Origin of the sequence: Actinoplanes flavus (assembly GCF_017592555.1) — a bacterium.
Lineage (GTDB): Bacteria > Actinomycetota > Actinomycetes > Mycobacteriales > Micromonosporaceae > Actinoplanes > Actinoplanes flavus.
Genome location: NZ_JAGFNS010000058.1, coordinates 1,346 through 24,127 on the forward strand (window position 1 = coordinate 1,346; position 22,782 = coordinate 24,127).

Annotated in this window: 21 protein-coding genes; 6 read left to right on the forward strand and 15 right to left on the reverse strand. The window is 70.5% G+C overall.

Annotation, left to right across the window (positions count from 1 at the left end):
* Nucleotides 1–89: 89 nt before the first annotated feature.
* Nucleotides 90–872: a class I SAM-dependent methyltransferase gene (locus J5X75_RS42860; protein ID WP_238490989.1), complete on the forward strand. Its 783-nt coding sequence runs from the start codon at nt 90–92 to the stop codon at nt 870–872.
* Here the strand turns inward: J5X75_RS42860 and J5X75_RS42865 are convergent.
* The 8 genes from J5X75_RS42865 to J5X75_RS42900 all read right to left on the reverse strand — a co-directional run bounded on the left by J5X75_RS42865 (nt 826) and on the right by J5X75_RS42900 (nt 10,056).
* The gene (locus J5X75_RS42865; RefSeq protein ID WP_208473478.1) at nt 826–2,178 is read right to left on the reverse strand and encodes an MFS transporter; all 1,353 of its coding nucleotides are present in this window, start codon (nt 2,176–2,178) and stop codon (nt 826–828) included. The genes J5X75_RS42860 and J5X75_RS42865 overlap by 47 nt on opposite strands.
* A 564-nt stretch (nt 2,179–2,742) precedes the next feature.
* On the reverse strand, nt 2,743–4,092 hold the full coding sequence (locus tag J5X75_RS42870; RefSeq protein WP_208473479.1) for an LLM class flavin-dependent oxidoreductase: 1,350 nt from the start codon (nt 4,090–4,092) through the stop codon (nt 2,743–2,745).
* Nucleotides 4,092–4,988: a TauD/TfdA dioxygenase family protein gene (locus J5X75_RS42875; RefSeq protein ID WP_208473480.1), complete on the reverse strand. Its 897-nt coding sequence runs from the start codon at nt 4,986–4,988 to the stop codon at nt 4,092–4,094. Before J5X75_RS42875 ends, J5X75_RS42870 begins: the two co-directional genes overlap by 1 nt.
* Before the next feature lie 26 nt (nt 4,989–5,014).
* Nucleotides 5,015–5,869 carry an ABC transporter permease gene (locus J5X75_RS42880; protein ID WP_208473481.1) on the reverse strand — a complete coding sequence of 285 codons (855 nt, stop codon included), beginning with the start codon at nt 5,867–5,869 and terminating at the stop codon, nt 5,015–5,017.
* Entirely contained in the window at nt 5,862–6,665 is an 804-nt protein-coding gene (locus tag J5X75_RS42885; protein ID WP_208473482.1) for an ABC transporter ATP-binding protein, read from the reverse strand. Before J5X75_RS42885 ends, J5X75_RS42880 begins: the two co-directional genes overlap by 8 nt.
* On the reverse strand, nt 6,662–7,687 hold the full coding sequence (locus tag J5X75_RS42890; protein ID WP_208473483.1) for an ABC transporter substrate-binding protein: 1,026 nt from the start codon (nt 7,685–7,687) through the stop codon (nt 6,662–6,664). The genes J5X75_RS42885 and J5X75_RS42890 overlap by 4 nt, the downstream gene beginning before the upstream one ends.
* 464 nt (nt 7,688–8,151) lie before the next feature.
* Complete coding sequence (locus J5X75_RS42895) at nt 8,152–9,150, reverse strand: sporulation protein (RefSeq protein WP_208473484.1); 999 nt, start codon at nt 9,148–9,150, stop codon at nt 8,152–8,154.
* Between the two features lie 117 nt (nt 9,151–9,267).
* On the reverse strand, nt 9,268–10,056 hold the full coding sequence (locus J5X75_RS42900; RefSeq protein WP_208473485.1) for an SAM-dependent methyltransferase: 789 nt from the start codon (nt 10,054–10,056) through the stop codon (nt 9,268–9,270).
* A 151-nt stretch (nt 10,057–10,207) separates the two neighbouring features.
* Between J5X75_RS42900 and J5X75_RS42905 the strand changes: the two genes are divergently transcribed.
* A complete protein-coding gene (locus tag J5X75_RS42905; protein WP_208473486.1) occupies nt 10,208–10,681 on the forward strand; it encodes a hypothetical protein in 474 nt (157 codons plus the stop codon).
* Here the strand turns inward: J5X75_RS42905 and J5X75_RS42910 are convergent.
* The gene (locus J5X75_RS42910) at nt 10,670–12,940 is read right to left on the reverse strand and encodes a PAS domain S-box protein (RefSeq protein WP_208473487.1); all 2,271 of its coding nucleotides are present in this window, start codon (nt 12,938–12,940) and stop codon (nt 10,670–10,672) included. The two genes, J5X75_RS42905 and J5X75_RS42910, sit on opposite strands and share 12 nt — an antisense overlap.
* 80 nt (nt 12,941–13,020) lie before the next feature.
* Here J5X75_RS42910 and J5X75_RS42915 point away from each other — a divergent pair, with 80 nt between their 5' ends.
* Nucleotides 13,021–13,821 (forward strand): SAM-dependent methyltransferase, encoded by an 801-nt coding sequence (locus J5X75_RS42915; RefSeq protein WP_208473488.1) that lies wholly within the window; start codon nt 13,021–13,023, stop codon nt 13,819–13,821.
* A 345-nt stretch (nt 13,822–14,166) separates the two neighbouring features.
* On the opposite strand, the gene J5X75_RS42920 is transcribed toward J5X75_RS42915, so the two are convergent.
* Nucleotides 14,167–14,721, reverse strand: a complete 555-nt coding sequence (locus J5X75_RS42920; protein WP_208473489.1) for a hemerythrin domain-containing protein — start codon at nt 14,719–14,721, stop codon at nt 14,167–14,169.
* A gap of 136 nt (nt 14,722–14,857) precedes the next feature.
* On the opposite strand from J5X75_RS42920, the gene J5X75_RS42925 reads away from it, so the two are divergent.
* A complete protein-coding gene (locus J5X75_RS42925) occupies nt 14,858–15,175 on the forward strand; it encodes a DUF3817 domain-containing protein (protein ID WP_208473490.1) in 318 nt (105 codons plus the stop codon).
* A gap of 22 nt (nt 15,176–15,197) precedes the next feature.
* Here J5X75_RS42925 and J5X75_RS42930 read toward each other — a convergent pair whose 3' ends face one another.
* The 5 genes from J5X75_RS42930 to J5X75_RS42950 are packed head-to-tail and all read right to left on the reverse strand — an operon-like array spanning nt 15,198 to nt 20,273.
* On the reverse strand, nt 15,198–16,136 hold the full coding sequence (locus tag J5X75_RS42930; RefSeq protein WP_208473491.1) for a cyclase family protein: 939 nt from the start codon (nt 16,134–16,136) through the stop codon (nt 15,198–15,200).
* Nucleotides 16,120–17,262, reverse strand: a complete 1,143-nt coding sequence (locus J5X75_RS42935; RefSeq protein ID WP_208473492.1) for an alpha/beta hydrolase family protein — start codon at nt 17,260–17,262, stop codon at nt 16,120–16,122. Before J5X75_RS42935 ends, J5X75_RS42930 begins: the two co-directional genes overlap by 17 nt.
* Nucleotides 17,263–18,189 (reverse strand): fumarylacetoacetate hydrolase family protein, encoded by a 927-nt coding sequence (locus J5X75_RS42940; protein ID WP_208473493.1) that lies wholly within the window; start codon nt 18,187–18,189, stop codon nt 17,263–17,265.
* Between the two features lie 8 nt (nt 18,190–18,197).
* Entirely contained in the window at nt 18,198–19,139 is a 942-nt protein-coding gene (locus tag J5X75_RS42945; RefSeq protein WP_208473494.1) for a VOC family protein, read from the reverse strand.
* Nucleotides 19,140–19,151: 12 nt separating this feature from the next.
* The gene (locus J5X75_RS42950) at nt 19,152–20,273 is read right to left on the reverse strand and encodes an FAD-dependent monooxygenase (RefSeq protein ID WP_208473495.1); all 1,122 of its coding nucleotides are present in this window, start codon (nt 20,271–20,273) and stop codon (nt 19,152–19,154) included.
* Between the two features lie 112 nt (nt 20,274–20,385).
* On the opposite strand from J5X75_RS42950, the gene J5X75_RS42955 reads away from it, so the two are divergent.
* Together J5X75_RS42955 and J5X75_RS42960 are read left to right on the forward strand one after the other, a co-directional pair.
* Complete coding sequence (locus tag J5X75_RS42955; protein WP_208473496.1) at nt 20,386–21,315, forward strand: LysR family transcriptional regulator; 930 nt, start codon at nt 20,386–20,388, stop codon at nt 21,313–21,315.
* 102 nt (nt 21,316–21,417) lie between these two features.
* Complete coding sequence (locus J5X75_RS42960; protein WP_208473497.1) at nt 21,418–22,611, forward strand: MFS transporter; 1,194 nt, start codon at nt 21,418–21,420, stop codon at nt 22,609–22,611.
* The last annotated feature ends 171 nt before the right edge of the window (nt 22,612–22,782 follow it).

The following is a 22,782-nucleotide window of genomic DNA, read 5'->3' on the forward strand; positions in this document are numbered from 1 at the left end:
CTAGGACGGGCGATCCCTGGATGCACAGGGCCAGGCACGAAAGACCGAGAAGCGCCAGACTGAGTTCCAAGCCAATGGAGGGAGCGGGGATGACCACGGAATTGCGGCGGGTCTTCGACGAGGACGCGGAGCGGTATGACCGGGCTAGACCGGGCTATCCACCGCAGATCTTCGAGGATCTGGCGGCCGCGGGGGCGCCACCGCCCGCGCGGGTGCTGGAGATCGGACCCGGGACGGGCAAGGCGACGGTGTCACTGGCCGAGCGCGGCTACCGGATCATCGGGGTCGAGCTCGGTGCTTCGCTAGCGGCCGCGGCACAGCGAAACCTGGCGGAGCATCCCGCGGTGACGATCGTGACGGGGACCTTCGAGGGGTGGCCGCTGCCGGAGGAGCCGTTCGACGTGGTGTTCGCGGCCACCTCCTTCCACTGGATCGACCCGGCCACGCGAGTGTCACGGTCAGCGGACGCCCTGCGGATCGGTGGGTTGCTGGCCACCGTCGCGACGCATCACATCAAGGGCGGAACCGAGGCGTTCTTCGCGGCGGCGCAGCGGTTATATGAGCGTCACGACCCCCGTACCCCGCCGAATCTGCGTTTGGAGCCGGCCCGGGACATCCCGCACGACGATGCCGAGATCGAGGCATCGGATCGGTTCGGCCCGGCGGCCTTCCATCGGTACGAGTGGGACGCCACCTATACGACCTCGGAGTATCTGGATCTGCTGCTCACCTACTCGACCACCCGCTCGATGCCACGACCAGAGCAGTCCGCCCTGCTGAAGGGCATCGGACGGCTGATCGACGAGGAGCACGGCGGGCGGATCGTCAAGCGGTACCTGTCCGAGCTTCGGCTGGCCCACCGGATACGGTGACCGGCCGCGGCACCCGAATGGCGCAGCACAGGGCGCCGGCCAGCGCGGCCGCGTAGAGCAGCAGGACGGTGGTGTAGGACGATTCGCCCGGCGACAAGGTCAGCACCGAGCCGCCGACCGCGGTGCCGAGGCTGCCTCCGACGGTGCGCATGACGGTGTTCACGGCGGCGGACACCCCGGTCTGCTCACTCGGCACCGCCTCGACGACGAGCGCGCCGACCGCCGCGAAGGCCAGGCCGATGCCGGCGCCCATGACGAGGATGCCCAGGCAGACCTGCGCCAGGGTCTGGTGCCCGACCGCGAGGGCGACGTAGGCGAAGCCGGCGATGGCGATGCCGGCGGCGAGGGCGGCGCGTGGTCCCTGGCGTGCGGTGAGGCGGCGGTAGACCCGCATGATCAGCAGATTGCCCACGGCGGTCGGCACCATCACCAGGCCGACGACGCTGGGTCCGGCGTCGAACTTCTCGGCCACCAGTAGCGGGATGACCATCCAGGAGCCGAACATGCCGAAGCCGAGCAGAAGGGTGGCCGCGTTGGTGGCGCGAACGGTCGGGAGGGCCAGGGTGCGCAGGTCGATGAGCGGTTGGTCGGCTCGTCGCTGGCTGCGCCACCAAGCCGGGGCCAGGATGGTGGCGCCGATCAGTGGCCAGTGCCAGCCGGGTGATCCGAAACGGCTGATGGCCAGCAGCAGCAGACCCAGCCAGGTGGCGAGGAGTGCGGCTCCGTACCAGTCGATGCGGGTGTTGAGCGGCGCGCGTTTGCCGCGCGGCAGGAGAAGGACCACCGGGATGATCGCGAGCGCGGAGACCATGGCGGGGATCAGGAACAGCCAGCGGGAGGACAGCAGGCTCAGGATGGGACCGGCGGTGATAGTGCCGACGGCGCCGCCGACGCTCATCACGGTGGAGATGATCACGAAGGCGCGAGGGCGGCCGGGCGCCGGGAGGTGTTCTCTGACCAGGGCGAAGCAGAGGGGGAAGACGGCGCCGCCGAGGCCTTGCACGACCCGGCCGGCGACCATGACAGGAAGGTCGGAGGCGAGTGCGGAGGTGAGGGCGCCGAGGCTCATGGCGGTGAGGGCGATGACCAAGATGCGGCATTTGCCGTAGATGTCGCCGAGCCGGCCGAGCACCGGTGTAGAGATCGAGGCGCTCAGCAGGAAGGCAGTGAGCAGCCAGGCCGTCGCGGACGGGGTGGTGCTCAGCTCGTCCTGGAAGACGCCGAGGGCGGGCACGACGAGTGACTGCAGGACCGAGTAGGCCGTCGTGGCGAGGCAGAGACCGCCGAGCACGGCGCCGGGTTTCAAGATCAAAACCTTCCATCGGTACGGCCGGGGCGCCCGAACGGGGACACCGGACCGGCGGCGGAACGACCAGGAGGAACACCGTTCCGCCGCCGGGCGATCATGCGGGTGTTGCGGAACCCCATCCCCTGCCCGGCCGCGTCGAGCATCGCCACGGAAGGCGGCCTACCCGGGCGGCCGAGCATGGAGTTGCAGAGCCGTCATCCCACCCGGCCACGCCGAGCAACGTGGCCTATCCGAGCGGCCGAGCGGGGTGTTGTGGGACGGCCCGCGCAACCGCACCGGGCAGAGCGGCTGGGCGGGGTGTTGCGGCACGGCCCCGCGCAACCGCGCCGGGCGAAGCGGCCCGGGGTGTTGCGGAACAGTCCCGGGCAGCCGCGCCGGGTGGGTGACGCGCAGCCACGTTGGTTGGGTGGGCGGTCTTGAGGGAGGAGGGCGGTTGGGCGGAGGTTGCGGAACGCCCCGCGCAACCGCGCCGGGCGGAGCGGCTGAGCGAGGTGTTGTGGAACGGGCCCGGGCGGCCGCGCTGGGTGGGGGTCGCGCGGCCGCGCTGGGCGGGTGGGGGTTTTAGGGGAGGAGGGCGGTTGGGCGGTTGGCGGTGTTGGTGTTGGCGGGGCGGGGCAGACCGTAGTGTTCGCGCAGTGTCTGGCCGGTGTATGCGGTTCGGAAGCGGCCTCGTTCCTGGAGGATCGGGACCACCTGGTCCACGAAGGCGGCCAGGCCGGAGGGCAGGACCGGGGCCATGATGTTGAAGCCGTCGGCGGCTCCGGACTCGAACCAGTGCTCGAGCTTGTCGGCTACCTGGACGGCGGTTCCGGCGAAGGTCAGGTGGCCGCGTCCTCCGCCGAGGCGGCCGATCAGTTCGCGGACGGTGAGGTTCTCGCGGCGGCCCAGGTTGACGATCAGGGTGCGGCGGCTCTTGGCGCCCTCGATCTGCTCCTCCTCCGGCAGGCTCGCCGGAAGCGGGGCGTCGAGGGAGAGTTCGCCCGGGTCGACGCCGAGCAGGTCGGCGAGCTGGGTGAGGGCGTATTCGGGGCGGATCAGGCGCTCGAGTTCGGCCTCGAGTTCGCGCGCCTCCGACTCGGTGGCGCCGATCAGGGGCACGATCCCGGGGAGGATCTTGACGCGGTCGGGGTCGCGGCCGTGTTCGGCGGCGCGGCGTTTGAGGTCGTCGTAGAACTCCTGGGCGTCCGGCAGGGTCTGGTGTGCGGTGAAGACGGCTTCGGCGTACTTCGCGGCGAAGTTGCGGCCGTTCTCGGACGAGCCCGCCTGGACCAGCACCGGGCGGCCCTGGGCGGAACGCGGGAGGTTGAGAGCTCCGGCCACCGAGTAGTACCGGCCCTTGTGCGCCGGCGGGTAGATCCGGTCCTGGTCGCCCCAGACGCCGGCCTCCTTGTCGGCGACGATGGCGTCGTCGTCCCAGGAGTCCCACAGCTTGACGGAGACGTCGACGAACTCGGCGGCACGCTCGTAGCGGTCCCGGTGGGCGGGCAGCGCGTCGAGGTTGAAGTTGCGGGCCGAGTCGAGGCCGGCGGTGGTGACGATGTTCCAGCCGGCCCGGCCGCCGCTCACGATGTCCAGGGAGGCGAACCGGCGGGCCAGGTTGTAGGGCTCGTTGTAGGTGGTGGACGCCGTGGCGATGAGCCCGATGTGCTGCGTGGCCCCGGCAAGGGCGGTGAGCAGCACGGTCGGTTCGAGGATGCCGGACGGGCGGCGGCCCACCTGGTCGAAGATGACCGGGACGTCGGCCAGGAACAGCGAGTCGAGCTTGCCGCGCTCGGCGATCCGGGCCAGGTTCTTGAAGTGCTCGACGTTCAGGTCGGCGTACGGGTCGCTCTCCGGAAGACGCCAGGCCGCCTCGTGGTGGCCGACGCTCATCAGGAAGGCGTTGAGGTGGAGCTGTCCGGGACGGGTCATCACTGCACCTGCGGGGTGTAGTGGGTGGCCTCGTCGCCCTCGAGGATGTAGCTCTTGGTGCCGTCGGTGCCGACCGGGACGTCGCCGGCCACGGTGACACGGTGCAGCTTGCGGGCCAGGTCGCCGTAGTCGTCGGCGGCGTAGTGCTGGGTGGTGCGGTTGTCCCAGACCACGATGTCGCCGACCTGCCACTTGTGGCGCAGAGTGTTCTCGGGGCGGGTCACGTAGTGCTGGAGCAGGCGCAGGATGTCGCGGGACTCGGTACGGGACAGGCCGATGATCCCGGTGACGAAGTTGCCGATGAACAGGTTCGGCTGCCCGGAGTCGGGGTTGACGCGGACCACCGGGTGGGCGGTGCGGTAGCGGGTGGAGACGAAGACCTTGTGGTATTCCTCCACCTCGGCCGAGCGGAACTGCGGGTGCTCGGCGTAGTCGTATTCGTTGGAGTGCTCGGCCCACAGCCGGTCGGCCAGCACCCGCAGGTGCTCGGGCAGGTCGGTGTAGGCGGCCGCGGTGTTGGCGAACAGGGTGTCGCCGCCGTAGGGCGGGATGACGAGACTGCGCAGGGTGGTGGCCTTCGGCGGGGCGACCACGAAGGTGACGTCGGTGTGCCAGGCGTTGGCGCGGGCGCCCTCGGCTCCGGCCACCTCCAGCACGTTGGCCTGGCCGTCGACGGACGGGACGGTCGGGTGGGCCAGGGTCAGCGGGCCGAAGATGGAGGCGAACCGCTGGTGCTGTTCGTCGTCGAGGTGCTGGCCGCGGAAGACCAGGACCTTGTGCTCGACCAGGGCGTCGTGGATCTCCTTGGCGGTGACCTCGTCCACCGGGGTACGAAGGTCGACGCCGGAGATCTCGGCTCCGATCCGGCCACCGAGGCGCGTGATGTCGATGCTCATGTGCGGTTCCTTTCCGAGGAGGGGGCTCAGTTGGTGCGCCAGGTGGAGAAGCGGCGCTCGGTGACGATCAGCAGCTGGTTCACGATCAGGCCGATGGCGGAGATCGTGATGATTCCGGCGTACATGTCGGGGACCGCGAAGTTGTACTGGGCGTAGTTGATGAGGTAGCCGAGGCCGGCTTTCGCGCCGACCATCTCGGCGGCGATCAGGATGAGGATCGAGGCGGCGCCGGCCAGCCGGATCCCGGTGAAGATCGTCGGCACGGCGGCCGGGAGCACGACCTTCTGGAAGAGCCGCACCGGGCCGAGTCCCAGCGACCGGGCCGATTTGATCAAGAGCGGATCGACGGTACGGACGGCGCTGACCGTGTTCAGCAGGATCGGCCAGGTGCAGCCGTACAGGATGATCGAGATCTTGGAGGTTTCGCCGAGTCCCAGGATCAGCACGAACACCGGCAGGATGGCCAGTGCCGCGGTGTTGCGGAACACCTCGAGCAGCGGGTTCAGCAGGTTGGCGATGGGGCTGTACCAGCCGATCAGCAGGCCGAGCGGCACCGCGATGAGGATGGCCAGGCCGAATCCGGCGGCCGAGCGGACCAGGCTGGCCTCGGTGTGCGCCCACAGCTCGCCGGAGACCAGCAGGTCCCACCAGGCGACGAGCACCTCGGACAGCGGCGGCAGGAACGTCGGGTCGACCAGGTACTCGCCCGGCGCGGTCTCCCACTGCGGGGCGAACTGCCAGACCAGGGCGAGCACGCCGATCGCCGCGATCCGGGTGAGGACGGCGGTGAGCAGGCGGATGCTCCTGCGGTACCAGGCGTACGCGGGGACCGGCGCGGCCCGTTTCCGAAGTACGACCGGGACATCGGTGATGCTAGACATGGCTGCTCTCCAGCTCCTCACTCCGGGCGCGGTCGACCTCGTCGCGCAGCAGACTCCAGATCTCGTGGCGGTAGTGCGTGAACTGCGGGTCGGAACGCAGGTCCTCGGTGGCCGACCGGGCGTCGATCGGCACCTCCACGACCTCCTTGATCCGGCCCGGCCGGGAGGTCAGGACGGCGACGCGCTGGCCGAGGTAGACCGCCTCCTCGATGCCGTGGGTGATGAACACGATCGTCTTGCCGGTCTTCTCCCAGATCCGCAGCAGCTCGTCCTGGAGGCCGTCGCGGGTCTGCGCGTCGAGGGCGGCGAACGGCTCGTCCATGAGCAGCACGTCGGGGTCGAAGGCGAGGCTGCGGGCGATCGCCACCCGCTGCTTCATGCCGCCGGACAGCTCGTGCGGGTAGCGGTCGTGGAAGCCGGCGAGGCCGACCAGGTCGAGGTAGTCGCGGGCCTTCTCGGCACGTTCCCTTCGCCCGACGCCCTTGGCTTCGAGGCCGAACTCGACGTTGCCCTGGGCGGTGCGCCACGGCAGCAGCGCGTACTGCTGGAAGACGATGCCGCGGTCCAGGCCGGGGCCGGTGACGGGTGCGCCGTCGACCAGGATCCGGCCGCTGGAGATCTCGCTGAGGCCGCCGAGCAGGTCCAGCAGGGTGGACTTGCCGCAGCCGCTGGGGCCGACGATGACCAGGAACTCGCCGTCGCGTACCTCGAGGTTGATGTTCTGGAGGGCGGTGACGGTGCGGCCGCGGGCCTGGAAGGTCTTGCCGACGTTCTCGAACACGATCTTGGCGGTCATGCGGCACCGCCGGTGGCGAACGAGTTGTAGTCGTTGGAGTAGATGTCGGTGGCCTTGATGTCCTTCTTCAGTTCACCGGACCGGTTCAGCCACTCGATCCAGGTGCTGAACTCGCGCTCCTCGATCACGCCGCCCTTGCCGGCGACGCCGTAGCTCTTCCAGAACGTGGTCTGGCTGTCGTCCTCCTCGCGGCCACGCTTCTTGATGATCTCCTGGAGCTTCGCGATGACCTCTTCGCGCGGCGTGGCGCGCGACCACTCGATGGCCTTGCCGACGCCGGAGACGAAGGTCTTCACCGTGTCCGGGTTCTTCCTGATGAAGTCGTCGCGGAAGATGTAGCTGCCCGCCGTGAACTTCCCGAGCAGGTCGTAGTCGGTGTAGAGGGGGTGGATGCCGCCCCGCTCGAGTGCCTTGTCGCGCAGCGTGCCGCCGAGGGCGGCTACGTCGATCTGCTTGGCGCGCAGCGACTGTTCGGTGTTGACCGGCGGCACCACGATCAGCTCGACCTGCTTGATCTCCGCGTCGGTGAGACCCTCCTTGGCCAGGTAGGTCTTGGTGATCGCCTCGGAGTGGGCGCCGAGGGTGTTGACGCCGATCTTCTTGCCGATCAGGTCCTTGGCGGTCTTGATCGGGCTGTCGTCGAGGACGTAGAAGCCGTTGAAGTTGACGTCGTCGACGCCGTAGTAGCCGATCACCGCGGTGATCGGCGCGCCCGAGGAGGCGAGCTTCACGATCGCGCCGTTGAACGCGCCGCCGAAGTCGGTGTCGCCGGTGGTGGCCGCCTGGATGTCCTGCGGGCCGCTGATCGTGTTGCCGATCCACTTGAGTTCGAGGTCGCCCAGATAGCCCAGGTCGGCGGCCAGTTCGGGAAGGCTCACGGCGCCGACGTTGCCCTGGTAGCGCAGCTCCTTGACCTGGTCGCCGGGGGCGGCGGCCGAGCCGGATCCACCGCAGGCGGCGAGTGTGGTGACGGCGAGGGCGCCGGCCAGCGCGGCGGCGAGTGCGGATCTACGGGTGGTCATCGGGGGGCTCCTTGTCGGGTGGGCCGGTGGCAGTGGGCAAGTGTCATCGGCCGGGCGGCCACGGGGCCGTCGGCGTATCGCAGGCAGGATTCAGCGCGCCGGCACGGAGGCGGGCAGGTTCACGATCGGTGTGACAGGCGGTGCGGCGGCTTCGCCGTCCGTCTCAACAGGCGCAGGTACACACCCGGAGGTAGTCGACGAAGCGGCGCCGGGTCAGGCGCTTGCTTCGGTTCATGCCAGCAACGTATGCCGTCGATGACCACCACGTCAGCGGGTTTGTGACCCAGGCCACATACATTTCCCATAGAGTGAGTGGGATATGAGCCGTTCAGACACCGTCACCGCCGCTGAACAGCGACAACGCACGGCTCACGGAGGCGTACCGCAAACGAAGGAAGGGCGAGGGCGCACCAAGCGCACCTCGCCCTTCTCAGCCGGAACTCACCCGCCGGCCGCGGGTCCGATCACTCGCCGAAGTCCTCGAAGGACTCGCCGATCTCCTCGATCGCCTCGCCGGCGAGGTAACCCGCGGCCAGACCGCCCGCGATGCCCATCGCGGCGCCGCCCATGCCGTGACCGTGCCGCCGGTAGTGGCCATGGTGACCGTGGCCCCCGTGCCGGTAGTGACCGTGATGGCCGTAACCCGGCTGCGGCGCGCCATACCCGCCGAAGCCCGGCATCGACTTGCGGCGGTCGACCGCCTGGCGGACCCAGCCGTCGACGACCTGGCGCCAGTCGGTGGTGTCGGCGTCGCCGTGCGAGACCGTGTAGCGGCCGTAGGTGTCGTGGCCCTGCGTGAACAGGCCGCCGCGCTTGTCGAACTCCAGCACCACCTCGACCTGGTGCGGGCTGGTCACGAAGGTCAGCTCGACCTCGTTGATGCCGGCCGCCGCGTAGTGCTGGGGCGGGAAATACTCGATCTCCTGGTAGAACGGGAGGGTCTGGTGGACGCCGTAGATCTGCCCGTACTCCAGGTCGGCGGACTTGAAGCGGAAGCCCAGCTGAGCGAACGCGTCCAGGATGCGCTGGTGGATCGGCAGCGGGTGCACGTGCACCGGGTCCAGGTCGCCCTTGTCGATCGCCCGGGCGATGGCCACCTCGGTGCGCACGCCCATCACCATGCCGCGCAGCGTCTGCCCGTAGACCGTGGTGATCGGCGTCTCCCACGGCATGTCGATGCGGAACGGCAGCGACAGCTGCTGGCCGGGTGCCAGGCGCATCGGACCGGTGACCGGGACCCGCAGGAAGTCGGTGACGGCCGAGTAGTCACCGCCGCCGCCCTCCACCTCCATCCGGGTGATCAGGCCGAGGGTGATGTGCTCGATGTTCGCGTCCTGCGTGCCGCCGACCAGGTTCACATTGCCGGTCAGGGGAGCGCCCGGGTAGGTGCTCGGGTTGGACAGCACGGTGTCCACGCTCGGTCCGCCCACTCCGATGGCACCGAGCAACTTCTTGAAGACCACGATGTTCTCCCGCTAGAAAAAGGTGCCCCGGAAAACTAGCAACGCCCGCTGTACGAACGCTGAGAAATCGCCGTCACCACACGATCCCGTCACGGACGATACGACCATCGTGCAAGGTCAGGAGGGTTTCCGGGCGACCGCGCCGTACATCGAGACCTCGGAGGGCGCCGGGCGATTCTCGCTGTCGGGGCGCCAGTCGCTGATCGCCACGATGCCCGGCTCGACCAGTTCCAGGCCGTCGAAGAAGCGCCCGAACGTGGCCCGGTCGCGCGGCCAGGCGTCGACGTGTCCGGCCGCGAGCATCGCGTCGTAGCGGGCGGCGGCCTCGGCGTCGACGAAGTCCTTCGTCGAGTTGGTGGCCACCAGGTAGCTGCCGGGCGGCACCGCCGCCAGCAGGTCGGCGACGATCTCGCGGGCCTGCTCGTCGGAGGCGACGAAATGCAGGACGGCGAGCAGCAGGATGCCGACCGGGCGGTCCAGGTCGATGGTCTCCTTCAGCTCGGCGGCGCCCAGGATGGCGGCCGGGTCCTTCAGGTCGGCGTCGACATACGTCGTGGCGCCGCCGATCATCAGCGCGCGGGCGTGGGTGAGCACCATCGGGTCGTTGTCGACGTAGACGACCCGGCTGTCCGGGGCGACCCGCTGGGCCACCTCGTGCGTGTTCTGCGGAGCGGGCAGACCGGTGCCGATGTCGAGGAACTGGCGGATGCCGGCCTCGGCCAGGTGACGGACCGCCCGGTTGTGGAAGGCCCGGCCCTGCTGCGCGGCGGTGCGGACGGCCGGGTACACCGAGGCGATCCGGTCGCCGGACTCCCGGTCCACCTCGAAGTGGTCCTTGCCGCCGAGCCAGTAGTTCCACCGGCGGGCCGAGGAGACCGTCGTCTGATCCACCTTGTCGCTGGTCACGGGGCATCCTCCGGAGATGGGAGCGCGATCGGGCCGGGATCATCCTAGCCGGAATCGAGACCTGTCACGGTCCACTGTGGAACTCATCGGGTTTCCCCGCTCCCGGGACAACGCATATCCTGCCCGGGCGACGTTCGGAAAGGGTTCAGCGTTGGCCGTACAAGCCCCGCCCCATCGGCCCTTCTCCCCCGGCTTCCCGCCGGACGATCCGGCGCGCCGCAACGGCGGCGCGTCGATCGCGGTCACCCTGCGGTACCCGCCACTCGCCTTCCTGCTGCGGCTCTACACCCCGGTGCTGGAGATCGACGGGCAGGCGGTGCCGGCCGGCTGGGGGCGGTTCGTGCAGTCGGTGGGGTCCGGGGAACACCGCGTCCACGTGCACGTGCCGTACCTGCTCCCGTCCCGGATCGGCGCCGCCGACGTCACGGTGCTCGCCCTGCCGGGCCGGACCGTCGAACTGGAGTACCGGGCTCCTCTGCTGTCCTTCCTGCACGGGGCGCTCGGAGCGCCTCCGCAGCGCTACCCGGGGGCGAGGGCCGCGTGGGCGCTCCTGACGGTCGCGGTCACGCTGGGTGTCTGCGCGTGCATCGGCTGGCTCCTCGACGCCTCCGGTTCAGGCCTGTAGCTCCTCGTGCAGGGCGCGCATCAGCTCGACGCTGGTGAACGGCTTCTCCAGCAGGTGCACCTCGGCGGAGAGGGTGCCGTGCGTGGTGAGGACCGGCTGGGCGTACCCGGACATGAACAGCACCCTGGTGCCCGGCCAGCGTTCGCGGACCGCGTCGGCCAGGTCCTTGCCCAGCATGTTCGGCATGATGACGTCGGTGAGCAGGACGTCGACGGTGTTCTCCGCGGCCAGCCGCAGCGCCTCGTCGCCGCCGGCGGCGGCCAGCACCGTGTAGCCGGCGCGCCGCAGGATCCGGCAGGTCACGTCGCGCAGCGCGTCCTCGTCCTCGACCACCAGCACGCTCGCGCCGTGCCCGGTCAGGTCGACGCCGGGATCCTCCGGGACCTGCTCGTGCGGCTCCACGTCGGTGGCCGGCAGCAGGATCGTGAAGGTGGTGCCGATGCCCACCTCGGAGTAGATCTGCACGGTCCCGCCGGCCTGGGTGATGATCCCGTAGACGGTGGCCAGGCCGAGGCCGGTGCCCTGGCCGCTCGGCTTCGTGGTGAAGAACGGCTCGAACACCTTGTCGATCACCTCCCGGGGCATGCCGGTGCCGGTGTCGGAGACGCGCAGGCGCACGTACCGGCCCGGTGGAAGCCCGGCCTGGGCGGCGGTGTGCTCGATGTCCACGTCGACCGCGGCGGTGTCGATGGTGAGCCGGCCGCCGGTCGGCATCGCGTCCCGGCCGTTCACCGCCAGATTGATCAGCACCTGCTCCATCTGGCCCGGGTCCATCATCACCGAGGGCAGGCCGTCCGGGGTCCGTACGGTCAGGGTGATGTGCTCGCCGAGCGACCGCCTCAGCATTTGGTGCACCTCGGTGACCACGTTGTTCAGGTTCAGCGGCCGGGGCCGGATCACCTCCCGCCGGGCGAAGGCGAGCAGCTGGTGGGTGAGGTCGGTGCCCCGGCGGGCGGCCCGGGCGATCTGCTCGGCGTCCGTGGCGGGTGGGGTGCCGGCGGAGTCCTCGATGATGAACGACGCGTAGTTGAGGATCACCGCGAGCAGGTTGTTGAAGTCGTGGGCGATGCCGCCGGCCAGCTGCCCGAGACTCTCCAGCCGCTGCGTCTGCTGGATCCGGGCCTCCAGGCGCTGCTTCTCGGCCTCCTCCCGCAGCCGGCGCCGTTCCTCCTCGGCGGCCAGGCGGTCGCCGATGTCGCGGACCACGGCCACGGTCACCACGCCGCTGTCGGTGTGCAGGGCGCTGCAGGCGATGTCGACCGGGATCTCGGTGCCGCTGCGGCCGATCGCGCGGCGGGTGGCCCAGCGCTGGTCGGCCTCGCCGGTGGCGGCGCGTTCGGAGTCCAGCGGGGTGGTGTCCTCGCCGGTCCGCAGCACCGCCGAGGCGATCGGCAGCCCGTCCGGCAGGAGCCGGTGCAGCGACATGTGCAGCAGGTCGTACCGGGTGTGGCCGAACAGCCGCTCGGCCTCGGCGTTGACCAGCACCATCTCGCCTGACTCGGCGACGCCGAGCACCGCGTCCGGCGCCGCGTCGAGGATCGCCTGCACCCGGGCCTCGGCCCGCTCCCGGTCACTGATGTCGCGGGTGATGCTGGTGGTACCGATGATCGTGCCGTGCTCGTCGAGCAGCGGGGACACCAGCGTCGACACCGCGATGATCTCGCCGGTGGCGGTACGCCGGACGCTGCGGTAGCGGTCCACCCGGCCGCCCAGCCGCACCAGCAGCCGGACCTGCTTCTCGTCGGCCTGCCGCTCGGCCGGGATGATCTCGTCGATCGACTTGCCGATCATGTCGGCCGCCGGGTGACCGTAGAGGGTCACGGCGCCCGGGTTCCAGGACAGCACGCGGCCGTCCAGGTCGGTGGTGACGATCGCGTCGTGCGAGGACTGCACGATCGACGCGAGCAGCGCGCGGTTGCGGGCCGCCTCCCGTTGCACCGTGTCGTCGCGCAGGACCGCGGTCACGTACCTCTCGCCGTCCGGCGCCCGCACCGCGGAGAGCGAGACCTCGACCGGAAAGACGGTGCCGTCGCAGCGCGTGCCGCGAAGCGGCAGCCGCCGCAGCGGAAGCGGATCGGGGTCGCGCACACCCTCCGGGATCAGATCATCGAGGGTACGGCCGACGAGCGGCTCGGTCGTGTAGCGGAACATCTCGTGCGCGCGGCGATTGGCCATGCTGATGGTGCCGTCCGAGCGGCTCACGATGATCGCGTCCGGGGCGGTGTCGATGAGGAGCCCCGGGATCCCGGTTGACTCCACCGATGCCTCCCGCCCTCCACGGTACTTCTGTCCGGATATTTCGGGCATGAGGTTGGGGGTAATCGGGAAACGTATTCGGCGTGAACACCAGAGCCGAGCCGCCCATCGACCCGAACCGGCCCAGCGCGGCCCGCATCGCCGACCTGTTCCTGGGCGGCACCCACCACTTCGCCTCGGACCGCGCCGTGGCCGCCCGGGCCATCGAACTGGTGCCCGAGACCCCGGCGATCGCCCGCGCCAACCGGGGCTTCCTGCGCCGCGCGGTCAAGTACGCGGCCGGGCGCGGCATCCGGCAGTTCCTCGACCTCGGCTCCGGCATCCCGAGCGCCAACAACGTGCGCGAGGCGGCCCGGGACGTGGCCCCCGACGCCCGGGTGGTCCACGTCGACCTCGACCCCACCGCCGTCCTGTACGCCCGCCATCAGCTCGCCGACGACCCGCGGGCCGCGGCCGTCCACGGTGACCTGCTGCGGCCCGCCGCCCTGCTGGACGAGCCGGAGATCCGGGACCTGCTCGACCTGGACCAGCCGGTCGCCGTGCTCCTGAGCAGCGTGCTGCACTTCCTGCCGGACGGGCCGGCCCTGGACGCGGCGCTGGCGACCTACCGGGAGGCGGCCACGCCCGGCAGCGTCCTGGCGATCTCACACGTCACGCCCGGCGACCACACCGACCTGACGGAACGGTTCACCGCGCTCTACAACCGCACCGAGACACCACTGACGCCACGCGAACCCGCCGCGGTGGAGCGGCTCTTCGCCGGGTGGCGGCTGGTGGAGCCGGGCCTGGTCTACTGCCCGCAGTGGCGGCCCGACCCGGAGGACGACGAGCCGCTCAGCGACCTCGCCCTGTTCGTGACCCTGGGCGGCGTCGGCGAGAAATAGCGATCCCGGCGTCGGCCGGCCGGTCCCAGCCGTCGCAGCTGTCCTCCGGCTCGATCTCCATCAGGTCGAACAGGTCGGGACCGGAGTGCCCGGTGTCCACCGAACCCCCGATCAGGCCCATGATGGCGGCACAGTTGCGCCCATACCCCTGGATCATGCGGTCCACCCGGGTGGGATGGCCGCAGCGACGGCACGGCCGCATCCGCTCCGATGATCTCGCTTCCCCCACCCCTCGATTATCCGGCGATCCGGAGCCGTGGGGCGCGAACCCGAGGGCTCCGGCTGAGACGGCCGTCACTCACCCGATCGGGCGGCCCGACGGTGGGACCGGCCCACCCCGGCGAATCAGGATTCGCCGACGGCTTCGGCGAGTTCCTGCTTGCTCATCCGGGAGCGGCCCGTGATGTGCTGCTCCTTCGCCTTCTCGTACAGCTCCTTGCGGGTGGCGGCGTGGTGGTCGTCGCCGTCCGGGAGGGAACCCGTCGTGGCCTCGGCGAAACGGCGGCCCATCTCCTCGCGCTCGTCGGCGGCGAGCCGCTTCTCCAGGACCGGGAGCAGGTCCTCCTCCTCTTCCTGTACGTGGTGGCGCAATTCGCCCGCGATGGCCGCGATCGTGCCGCCGTAGCCGGGGTCGCCGGGGTCGCCCCGCAGGAGGTTCTGCAGCATCTCCTCGACCTGGTGATGCTCGGTGGAACCGTCCTTGACCTCCTCGCCCTCGTCGGCGGCCAGGTCGCGGATGGCCGGGTAGACGAAGTCCTCCTCGGCCGCGGAGTGCGGCAGGAGCATCCGGGCCACCTCCTGCATCAGCTCGGCCCGGTCGGTGCCGCCCTCCTCGGCCCGGGTGAGCAGATCCTCGACCTGTCGGTGCTGCTGTTTGATGATCTCCACGATGTCCGGCACGGCTGGGTCCTCCTCGGTGGAAACGGTGGATGGAACGCCTGGCCAGATACCCGGAAAGGGACGAATCATCCCCACAGCAAACGCTCATCTTCGCGCCCGTAGTCTCCGGGGGCCGACTGGGAAGAGGAGTTCACGCGTGCCACCGTTCCGGATCTTCAGGATCACCGCGATCGCCGAGGCGTTCTCGTGGACGGGCCTGCTCGTCGGGATGTATCTGAAGCACGTCACCGAGACCACCGAGGCCGGTGTGTGGCTGTTCGGCCGGCTGCACGGGGCGCTGTTCGTCGCCTACCTGGTGGCCACGCTGTGGGTGGCGCGCGCCGAGCGGTGGTCGCCGTGGCGCACCCTGTTCGGCCTCGCGGCGTCGATTCCGCCGCTCACCACACTGATCTTCGAGCGCTGGGTGGCCCGGCGCCGCGAGGCCCCCGCGGACTCGGTGGCCGCCACCGCCTGAGTCCGCGGGCCCGCCCCGCCGCCTATTTGACGGCTATCGGGTTGACCGGCGAGCCGACCGCCCCGGTGATCGGCAGCGGGGCGGCGGTCAGCCAGAACTCGTAGACCCCGTCGGCGGCGCAGTCGAGCGCGAGCGCGTCCAGGTCCCACATCTCGCCGATGAACAGGCCGATGTGCGGGATGGCCACCTGATGCAGCGGCTGGAACGCGTCGTCGAACTCGTTGGGCCGCACCTCGAACCCCCACGTGTCGGTGGCGATCGCCGCGATCTCGGTGCGGTGCAGCCAGTCGGCGGTCTCGAACGACAGACCGGGGGCCGGCCCTCCGGCGTAGTGGCCCCAGCCGTCGCGGCGGGCCCGGGCGAGCTGTCCCGTGCGTACCAGGACGATGTCGCCCCGGCCGATCTCCACACCCTGGTCCGCGGCCCGCGAGTCCAGATGCTCCGCACGGATCGCGAAGCCGTCCGGGAGATCGCCGAAGTCGAGCAGCACCCCACGCCCGGCGATCACGTCGGCGACCGTCTCGATGCCGGTCTTCGCGTCGCCGAGGCTGGTCACCACGTCGGCGGCGCGACGGCCGTTCCAGGCCTGGCCGTGGTCGAAGATGTGGCCGAGCCCGTCCCACTGGGTGGAGCACTGCAACGGCATGGCGATGACGTCGTCGGCGCCGCCGATGCCGTGCGGGAACCCCTGGACGCCGGCCGCCGCGTCGGTGCCGGTGTCGAGCATGGTGTGCACCGGGTTGGTGCGGCGCCGCCAGCCCTTCTGCGGCCCGTTCGCGTCGAACGACTGCGACAGGGAGAAGGAGACGCCGCGGCGGATCAGCGCCGCGGCCTCCCTGCGCTTGCCGGGGGTCAGGAAGTTCATGGTTCCGCGTACGTCGTCCGGGCCCCACCGTCCCCAGTTGGAACACCGGCGCGCGGCCGCGGCGATGGCGCCCTCCGGGTCAGTTCTCGAGAACATCGGACACCCAGTCGGCGATGTACGTCTGCACGTGCGCGAAGTGGTCGAGCCCGATGTGCTCGGCCCCGCCCTCGGCGGCCGTGAAGATCCGCAGCTCCCGTCTCGGCGAGTTGACCGCCTGCTCGTAGGAGCGGTGCGCGTACTCCAACGGGATCTGCCGGTCGTTCTCGCCGTGGCAGATCAGGAACGGCACGGTGATCTTCTCGACCACCCCGTCCAGGTTGACCGCCTCGGCCTTCTCGATGAACGTGCCGAGGTCGTCCTCGCCCCATACCCAGAGCACGTGGTCCCAGTAGTGCGGCACCGGGTTCTCACCCTCGCGTTCCAGCCGGCGTTTCTGCACGGCGCCCCAGTCGTGGTTGGCTCCCCACGCGACGCAGAGGGCGAGCCGCTTCTCGAACGCGGCGGCCCGGGGCGCGTAGTAGCCACCGAGCGACCACCCCACCAGCCCGATCTTCCCGGAGACGACGTCGTCTCGGGTGAGCAGGTAGTCGACGCACGCGGCCGCCCAGTCCTCGGTCGAGACCCGGGACGTCAGCCCGAGGAAGCGCAGCGCCTCCCCACTGCCGGGACAGTCGACCATCAGCGTGTTGACACCCCGGGCGGCGAGTTCGTGCGCGAACCCCGAGGCGTACATGTGCTCCTTGGTCGAGTCGAGCCCGTTCCACAGGATGATCGTCGGCGCGGGACCCTCGACGGCCTTCTTGAAGTAGGCCGGAAGCAGCGAGCCCTCGAACGGGATCGAAACCCGCGTCGTCGCCGGGTCGATCAGGTCGAACGCCTTCCGCTGAAGGTCCAGCAGCCGCTGGTAGACCGCGCGCCGGCCGGGCGACGTGGCGCTCTGCATGCGCTCGGCCTGGGCCAGGTAGTTGGTGGCCCGCTGGTACTTCTGCCCCGCCGTGCGGGTGTGGCCGGCCGCCTCGTCGGCCGCCGCCTGGGTCGCGAGGTCCTCCGCAACCGCCGCCCAGGAGGCCATGAACTCGGCCGTCCCGACGTCCGAGCCCTGCGCGGCCAGCTCCTTGATCGGGCGGCAGGCACGGTCCACCTCGTCGATCAGCCCGCCGCTGTTCAGGGTGGCGACCACGCCCAGGTTCCAGACGTAGTTGCCGGGAAAATACTCGAACATTCAGTGCTGCCTCTCGTTGCGCGCGGTCGCCGGGTCACGGCGGCGCACGGGCGGGATCTCCGCGGCCCGGGGGCCGGAGACGATGCGATTCGTCAGGCTGCCGATGCCCTCGACGGTCAATGTCACGGTGTCGCCGTCCCGCAGCGGCGGCGGATCCTGTCTCCCGTTGCGGCCCCACAGCTCGGCCAGGCAGCCGCCGTTGCCGACGGTCCCGGATCCGAGCACGTCACCGGGGAGGACCCGGCTGTCCCGGGCCGCGTAGTCGATCATGGTCTCGAAGGTCCAGCCCATGTTGCCGAGCAGATCCCGGCCGACCTCGGCGCCGTTCACCTGCGCGGTGCACCACAGCTCCAGGAAGCCGTCCTCGTCCTTGAAGCGCTCCAGCTCGTCGGCGGTGACGATCCACGGGCCGAGCGTGCCGGCGAAGTCCTTGCCCTTGGCCGGGCCGAGGCTCACCCTCATCTCCCGGCTCTGCAGGTCGCGCGCCGACCAGTCGTTGAAGATCGTGTAACCGAAGATCCGCCGGTCCGGGCCGATCACGGCGGCGACCTCGAGCTCGAAGTCGCGCGCCGTCGACGCGGCCGGGAACGGCACGTCGTCGTCCGGGCCGAGGATCGTGTGCGGATTCGTGAAATAGAAGGTCGGCGCGGCGTACCAGGCATCCGGAACGCCGCTCGCGTCGTCGACGCTGCGCCGGACCCCCTCGACGTGCTCCTCGAACGCGACGAAGTCGCGGAGCGAGGCGGGTTTCAGCGGCGCCAGCAGGCGGATCTTTTCGAGGGGTACGCCCGGAGCGCTCTCGAACGCATCGACGCCGGCGGAAATGATCTCCAGCATCGTGGGGTCACCGCGGAACGGCACCACCCGATCCCCGTCGACGACGCCGGTACGGACCCGGCCGTCGTGGCGGAATGTCGCGATCCTCATGGTTCTCCTCAGACCGGCGGGGCGACGAAGAGCCCCCGGTCGACGTCGTTGAACGACTGTTTCGCCACGAACTCGTTCATCGGGTTCGCGGTGCCCCACTGGTCGCTGACCGCCGGGTCGGAGAAGTCGTAGATGTGCGGGTGCCAGGTGTCCTCGTCGAGTTCCTCCAGCTCGGTGGTGTACTCGATGGTGTTGCCGTGCGGGTCGAGGAAGTAGCTGAAGGTGTTGTTCCCGGCCATGTGCCGCCCGGGGCCCCACACCTTCTCGACGCCGCCGCGCAGCAGCCGGCCGGTGCCGCGCATGTACTCGTCGACGCCGCGCATCTCGAACGACGCGTGGTGCAGGGAGACGTGCGGACCGCGGGCGACGGCCAGGCTGTGGTGCCAGCGGTTGGTCCGCAGGAACCACATCATCTCGCCCATCCGCGGGTGCATCAGGGTGTCGGAGAGCGCGAAGCCGAGGTGTCTCCCGTAGAAGGCGACGGTCGCCTCCGGGTTCGGCGAGTTGATCACCACGTGCGAGAGCTTGACCGGGACGGACTCGCCCTCGGCCACCTTCCGGTGCTGCCGGACCTCGACGTCCGAGGACACCTCGACGGTACGGCCGTCGATGTCGAAGAAGCGGAAGCCGTACCCGCCGCCCGGGGTGAGCAGCCGGCCGGGCTCGCACACCAGCGTCACCCCGGACCGGCCCAGGCGCTCGGCCAGCGCGTTCACGTCGGCCTCGTTCGCCGCGCCGAACGCGATCAGGTCGAGCCGCTTCTCGGCGGCCCGGCGCAACCGGACCGAATACTGCTCCGGGGAGCCGGCCGCGGCCAGGAAGGCGATGCCGTCGTCGGTGGTCTCCGGCTCCAGCCCCCACATGGTCGTGTAGAACGCGAACTGCCGGTCGTAGTCGGGCACCGCCAGGTCGACGTGCCGCAGGTGGGTGATGAGTCGCTCGTCGGACATGTCTGTTTCCTTTCAGGCGGGCTCGGCGACCAGGTGCGCGACGCGGGCCATCAGGCCGGGGACGTCGCCGCGCTCGTGGGCCAGCTGCCAGCGGGCGAGTTGCAGGGAGGCCTCGACGACGGTTCTCGCCCGGCCGAGGCGGCGGCCGGTGAACTCCTGCCACAGGTCGCCGGTGAGCGCGTCCTCGCGCAGCAGCAGCTCGGCCAGGACGGCGGCGTCCTCCAGGGCCTGCGCGGCGCCCTGGGCCAGGGTGGGCGGGCAGCTGTGCGCCGCGTCGCCGATCAGCACCACGTTCCCCCGGTGCCAGGGACCGTCGATGAGGTGGCTCTCGAAGGCGGTGTAGTTGACCCGGGCCGGGTCGGTGAGCGTCTCCCGGATCTCGTCCCACGGCCCGTGGTACGCCCCGGCCAGCTCCCGCATGGTGGCGAGGGCCTCCTCCGGTGACAGGCTGAACCGGTCCTGCGCGTCCTCGACCAGGTAGGCGTAGATCGAGTCCGGCCCGGTCGGGCAGTACCCGGCGATGTAGGCGGGCCCGCCGTAGAAGAGGTCGGTGCGGGTGACCGACGCGGGCCGCTTCGTGAAGGTCCGCCAGATGCCCATGCCGACCGGCTGCGGCTCGACGTCGATGCCCAACCGGCGGCGGGTCCACGAGCGCAGGCCGTCGGCGCCGATCACCAGGTCGTACCGCCGCTTCTCACCGTCGGCGAAGGTGACCTCGCCGTCGAGGGTGAGCCCGGCCGGGCAGGTGCCGAACCGGATCCGCACGCCGGCCGCGGCGGCCCGGTCGATCAGGATCCGGGCCAGCGTGGGCCGGTACATGCCGAGCGTGGCGGGCAGGTCCGCGCCGCCGGTACGGATGTCGGTCAGCTCGGCGATCAGCGTGCCGGCCGGGTCGGGGGCGCGCAGGCCGAGCGTGTCGAACGCGTACCCCTCGGCCGCGATCCGTTCCCAGACGCCCAGCCGGCGCAGGACGCGCAGCGCGTTGCCCTGGAGGGTGATGCCGGAGCCGAGCGCCGCCACGTCGGGTTTGAGGTCGACCAGGTCGACCGTCACACCGCCCTCGGCGAGCAGGATCGCCGCGGCGGCACCGGCGGCGCCGCCACCGACGACCAGAACATCACGAACTGCTGGCACGGCGGTTTCCTCCCTGTTACCCCGGTGACGGGGACCACTGTCCCGTCCGGCCGGGCCATAAGGGAAGCTCGAACTGATGATCGGAGCCATAGGCCACGCTTATAGTTCGGGGATGGCCGTCGACCGGGTGCTCGCCAACCTCGATCTCAACCTGCTGCTCACGCTCGACGCCCTGCTCAGGGAGCGAAACGTGACCCGGACCGCGGAACGGCTCGGCGTCAGCCAGCCGGCCGTCAGCGGGGCGCTCGGCCGCCTGCGCCGGCACTTCGGCGATCAACTGCTGGTACGGGTCGGCAACCGGTACGACCTCACCCCGCTCGCCACCCGCGTCGCCACCCTCACCGGGCCGGCGCTGGCCGGGGTGCGCCGGGTCTTCGACGCCACCGCCGAGTTCGACCCGTCCGGGCTCGACCGCGAGTTCACCATCGTCAGCTCCGACTACGCGGCCACCGTGCTGGGGCCGCCGCTGGCCCGGCGGATCGCGGCGCGGGCCCCGCGGGCCCGGTTGCGGTTGCAGCAGACCACGCCGTACGCCGTCGACCACGCCACCGACACGCTGCGCACCGCCGACGGGCTGTTCATCCCGCACGGCTTCGTGACCGGACTGCCCTACCTGGACCTCTACACCGATCGCTGGGTCTGCATCGTCGCCGAGGACCACCCCGACGTCGGTGACGCGGTCAGCATGGAGCAGCTGGCGACGCTGCCGTGGGTCGTCCTGTTCGACCGCCCGACCGCGTTCGCCCCGGCCGTACGCCAACTGCGGATGCTCGGCATCGAGGCCCGGGTGGACCTGGTCGTCGACGGATTCCTCCAGATGCCGTTCCTCGTCGCCGGCACCCGGCGGGTCGCGCTCATCCAGGAACGGCTGGCCCGGCTGCTCGGGCCGGTCGCCGGGGTCCGGGCCCTGGACTGCCCGTTCGACGTGGTCCCGGTCGCCGAGGCGTTCTGGTGGAACCCGATGTACCGCAACGACCCGGCCCACATCTGGCTGCGCGAGCTGCTCCTCGACGCCGCCGCCGAACTGCGCCCATCAGCCTGAGTTATGGCCGTCATCAGCGGTTCCGTCTTCCGCTGACGACCGCCCGCTCCCCATAGTCAGTGCCCACACGTGACCTGGACCACTCTCACGAAGGGCCTGTCCATGCCCGACACCGTCCTCGCGGAACGGCGCGCCGGCCTACCGCAACTCGTGCTGCTCCTCGCCGGCAGCTGCCTCTCCGTCCTCGGGGCCGTGCTCATCGCACCCGTGCTGCCACAGATGACCGACCACTTCGCCGGCGTACCCGGCGCGGGCGTGCTGGTGCCGATCGTCCTCACCGTACCGGCGCTGATCATCGGCCTGACCGCGCCGTTCGCCGGGCTGATCGCCGACGCCGTCGACCGCAAACGGGTGCTGATCATCGCGATGGTCGGCTACACCATCTTCGGTACGGCGCCGCTCCACCTGGACTCGCTGGGTGCCATCATCGGCAGCCGGATCCTGGTCGGACTCTGCGAAGCGGCCATCATGACCTGCTGCACCACGCTCATCGCCGACTACTGGTCCGGGCCGCGCCGCAGCCGCTACCTGGGACTGCAGACACTGCTCGCGTCGGTGTCGGCGACCGTCTTCCTCGGCATCGGCGGTGCGCTCGGGTCGGCCGGATGGCGTACCCCGTTCTGGCTCTACGCCGTCGCGGTGCTCCTCGCCGTACCCATGCAGCTGTTGATCTGGCAGCCCGCGCGCGTCGCGCGCACCGGGAAGCTGCCCCCGCTGCCGTGGCGGAAACTGCGTGTGCCGTGCCTGGTCACCCTGGCCGGTGGCGTCGTGTTCTACGCGCTGATCGTCGAACTCTCGTTCGTCCTCGACGAGGCCGGGGTGACGGCCACCGCGACGATCGGCGCGCTGAGCGCGCTCATGTCGCTGGCCACCGCGATCGCCGCCGGGTCCTTCGCCAGACTTTCCGGGCGTACGCCGCGCGCGTTGCTGCCGGTCGCCTTCGGATCGTCGGCCGCCGGATTCCTGATCATCGGGGCCGGTGGCGGCGCGATCCCGGTGATCACCGCGGGCGCGGTGCTGACCGGCGCGGGCACCGGGCTGCTGCTGCCGGTGCTGCTCACCTGGGCCACCAACGGGCTGAGCTTCGCCGAACGTGGCCGGGGCACCGGGCTGTGGACCGGATCCCTGTTCGTCGGCGAGTTCCTCTCCCCGATCCTGATCACCGGTCTGTCCGGCGCTCTCGGCGGCCTGCGCCCCGCTCTGGGCGCCCTCGGTGTCGCGACCGCGATCCTGGCCGTCGCCATGGCGGCGATCGTCCCCCGGTCCGCCACCCCCTTGAACATCACCCAGGACTGACCCGCTCCCGCCGGCTCCTCCCGGCTGGCTCCCAGCGCTGTCTCAGAGGACGTCTGATTCACGTAGTTTGTGAGTTATGAGGGTTTAGTCGTCTCGCCAGGTTGGGGTGGTTTCGGCGGTGAGGCGTTTGGCGAGGTTGTCGATCATCGCCAGGGTGATCATGCTGGCCGA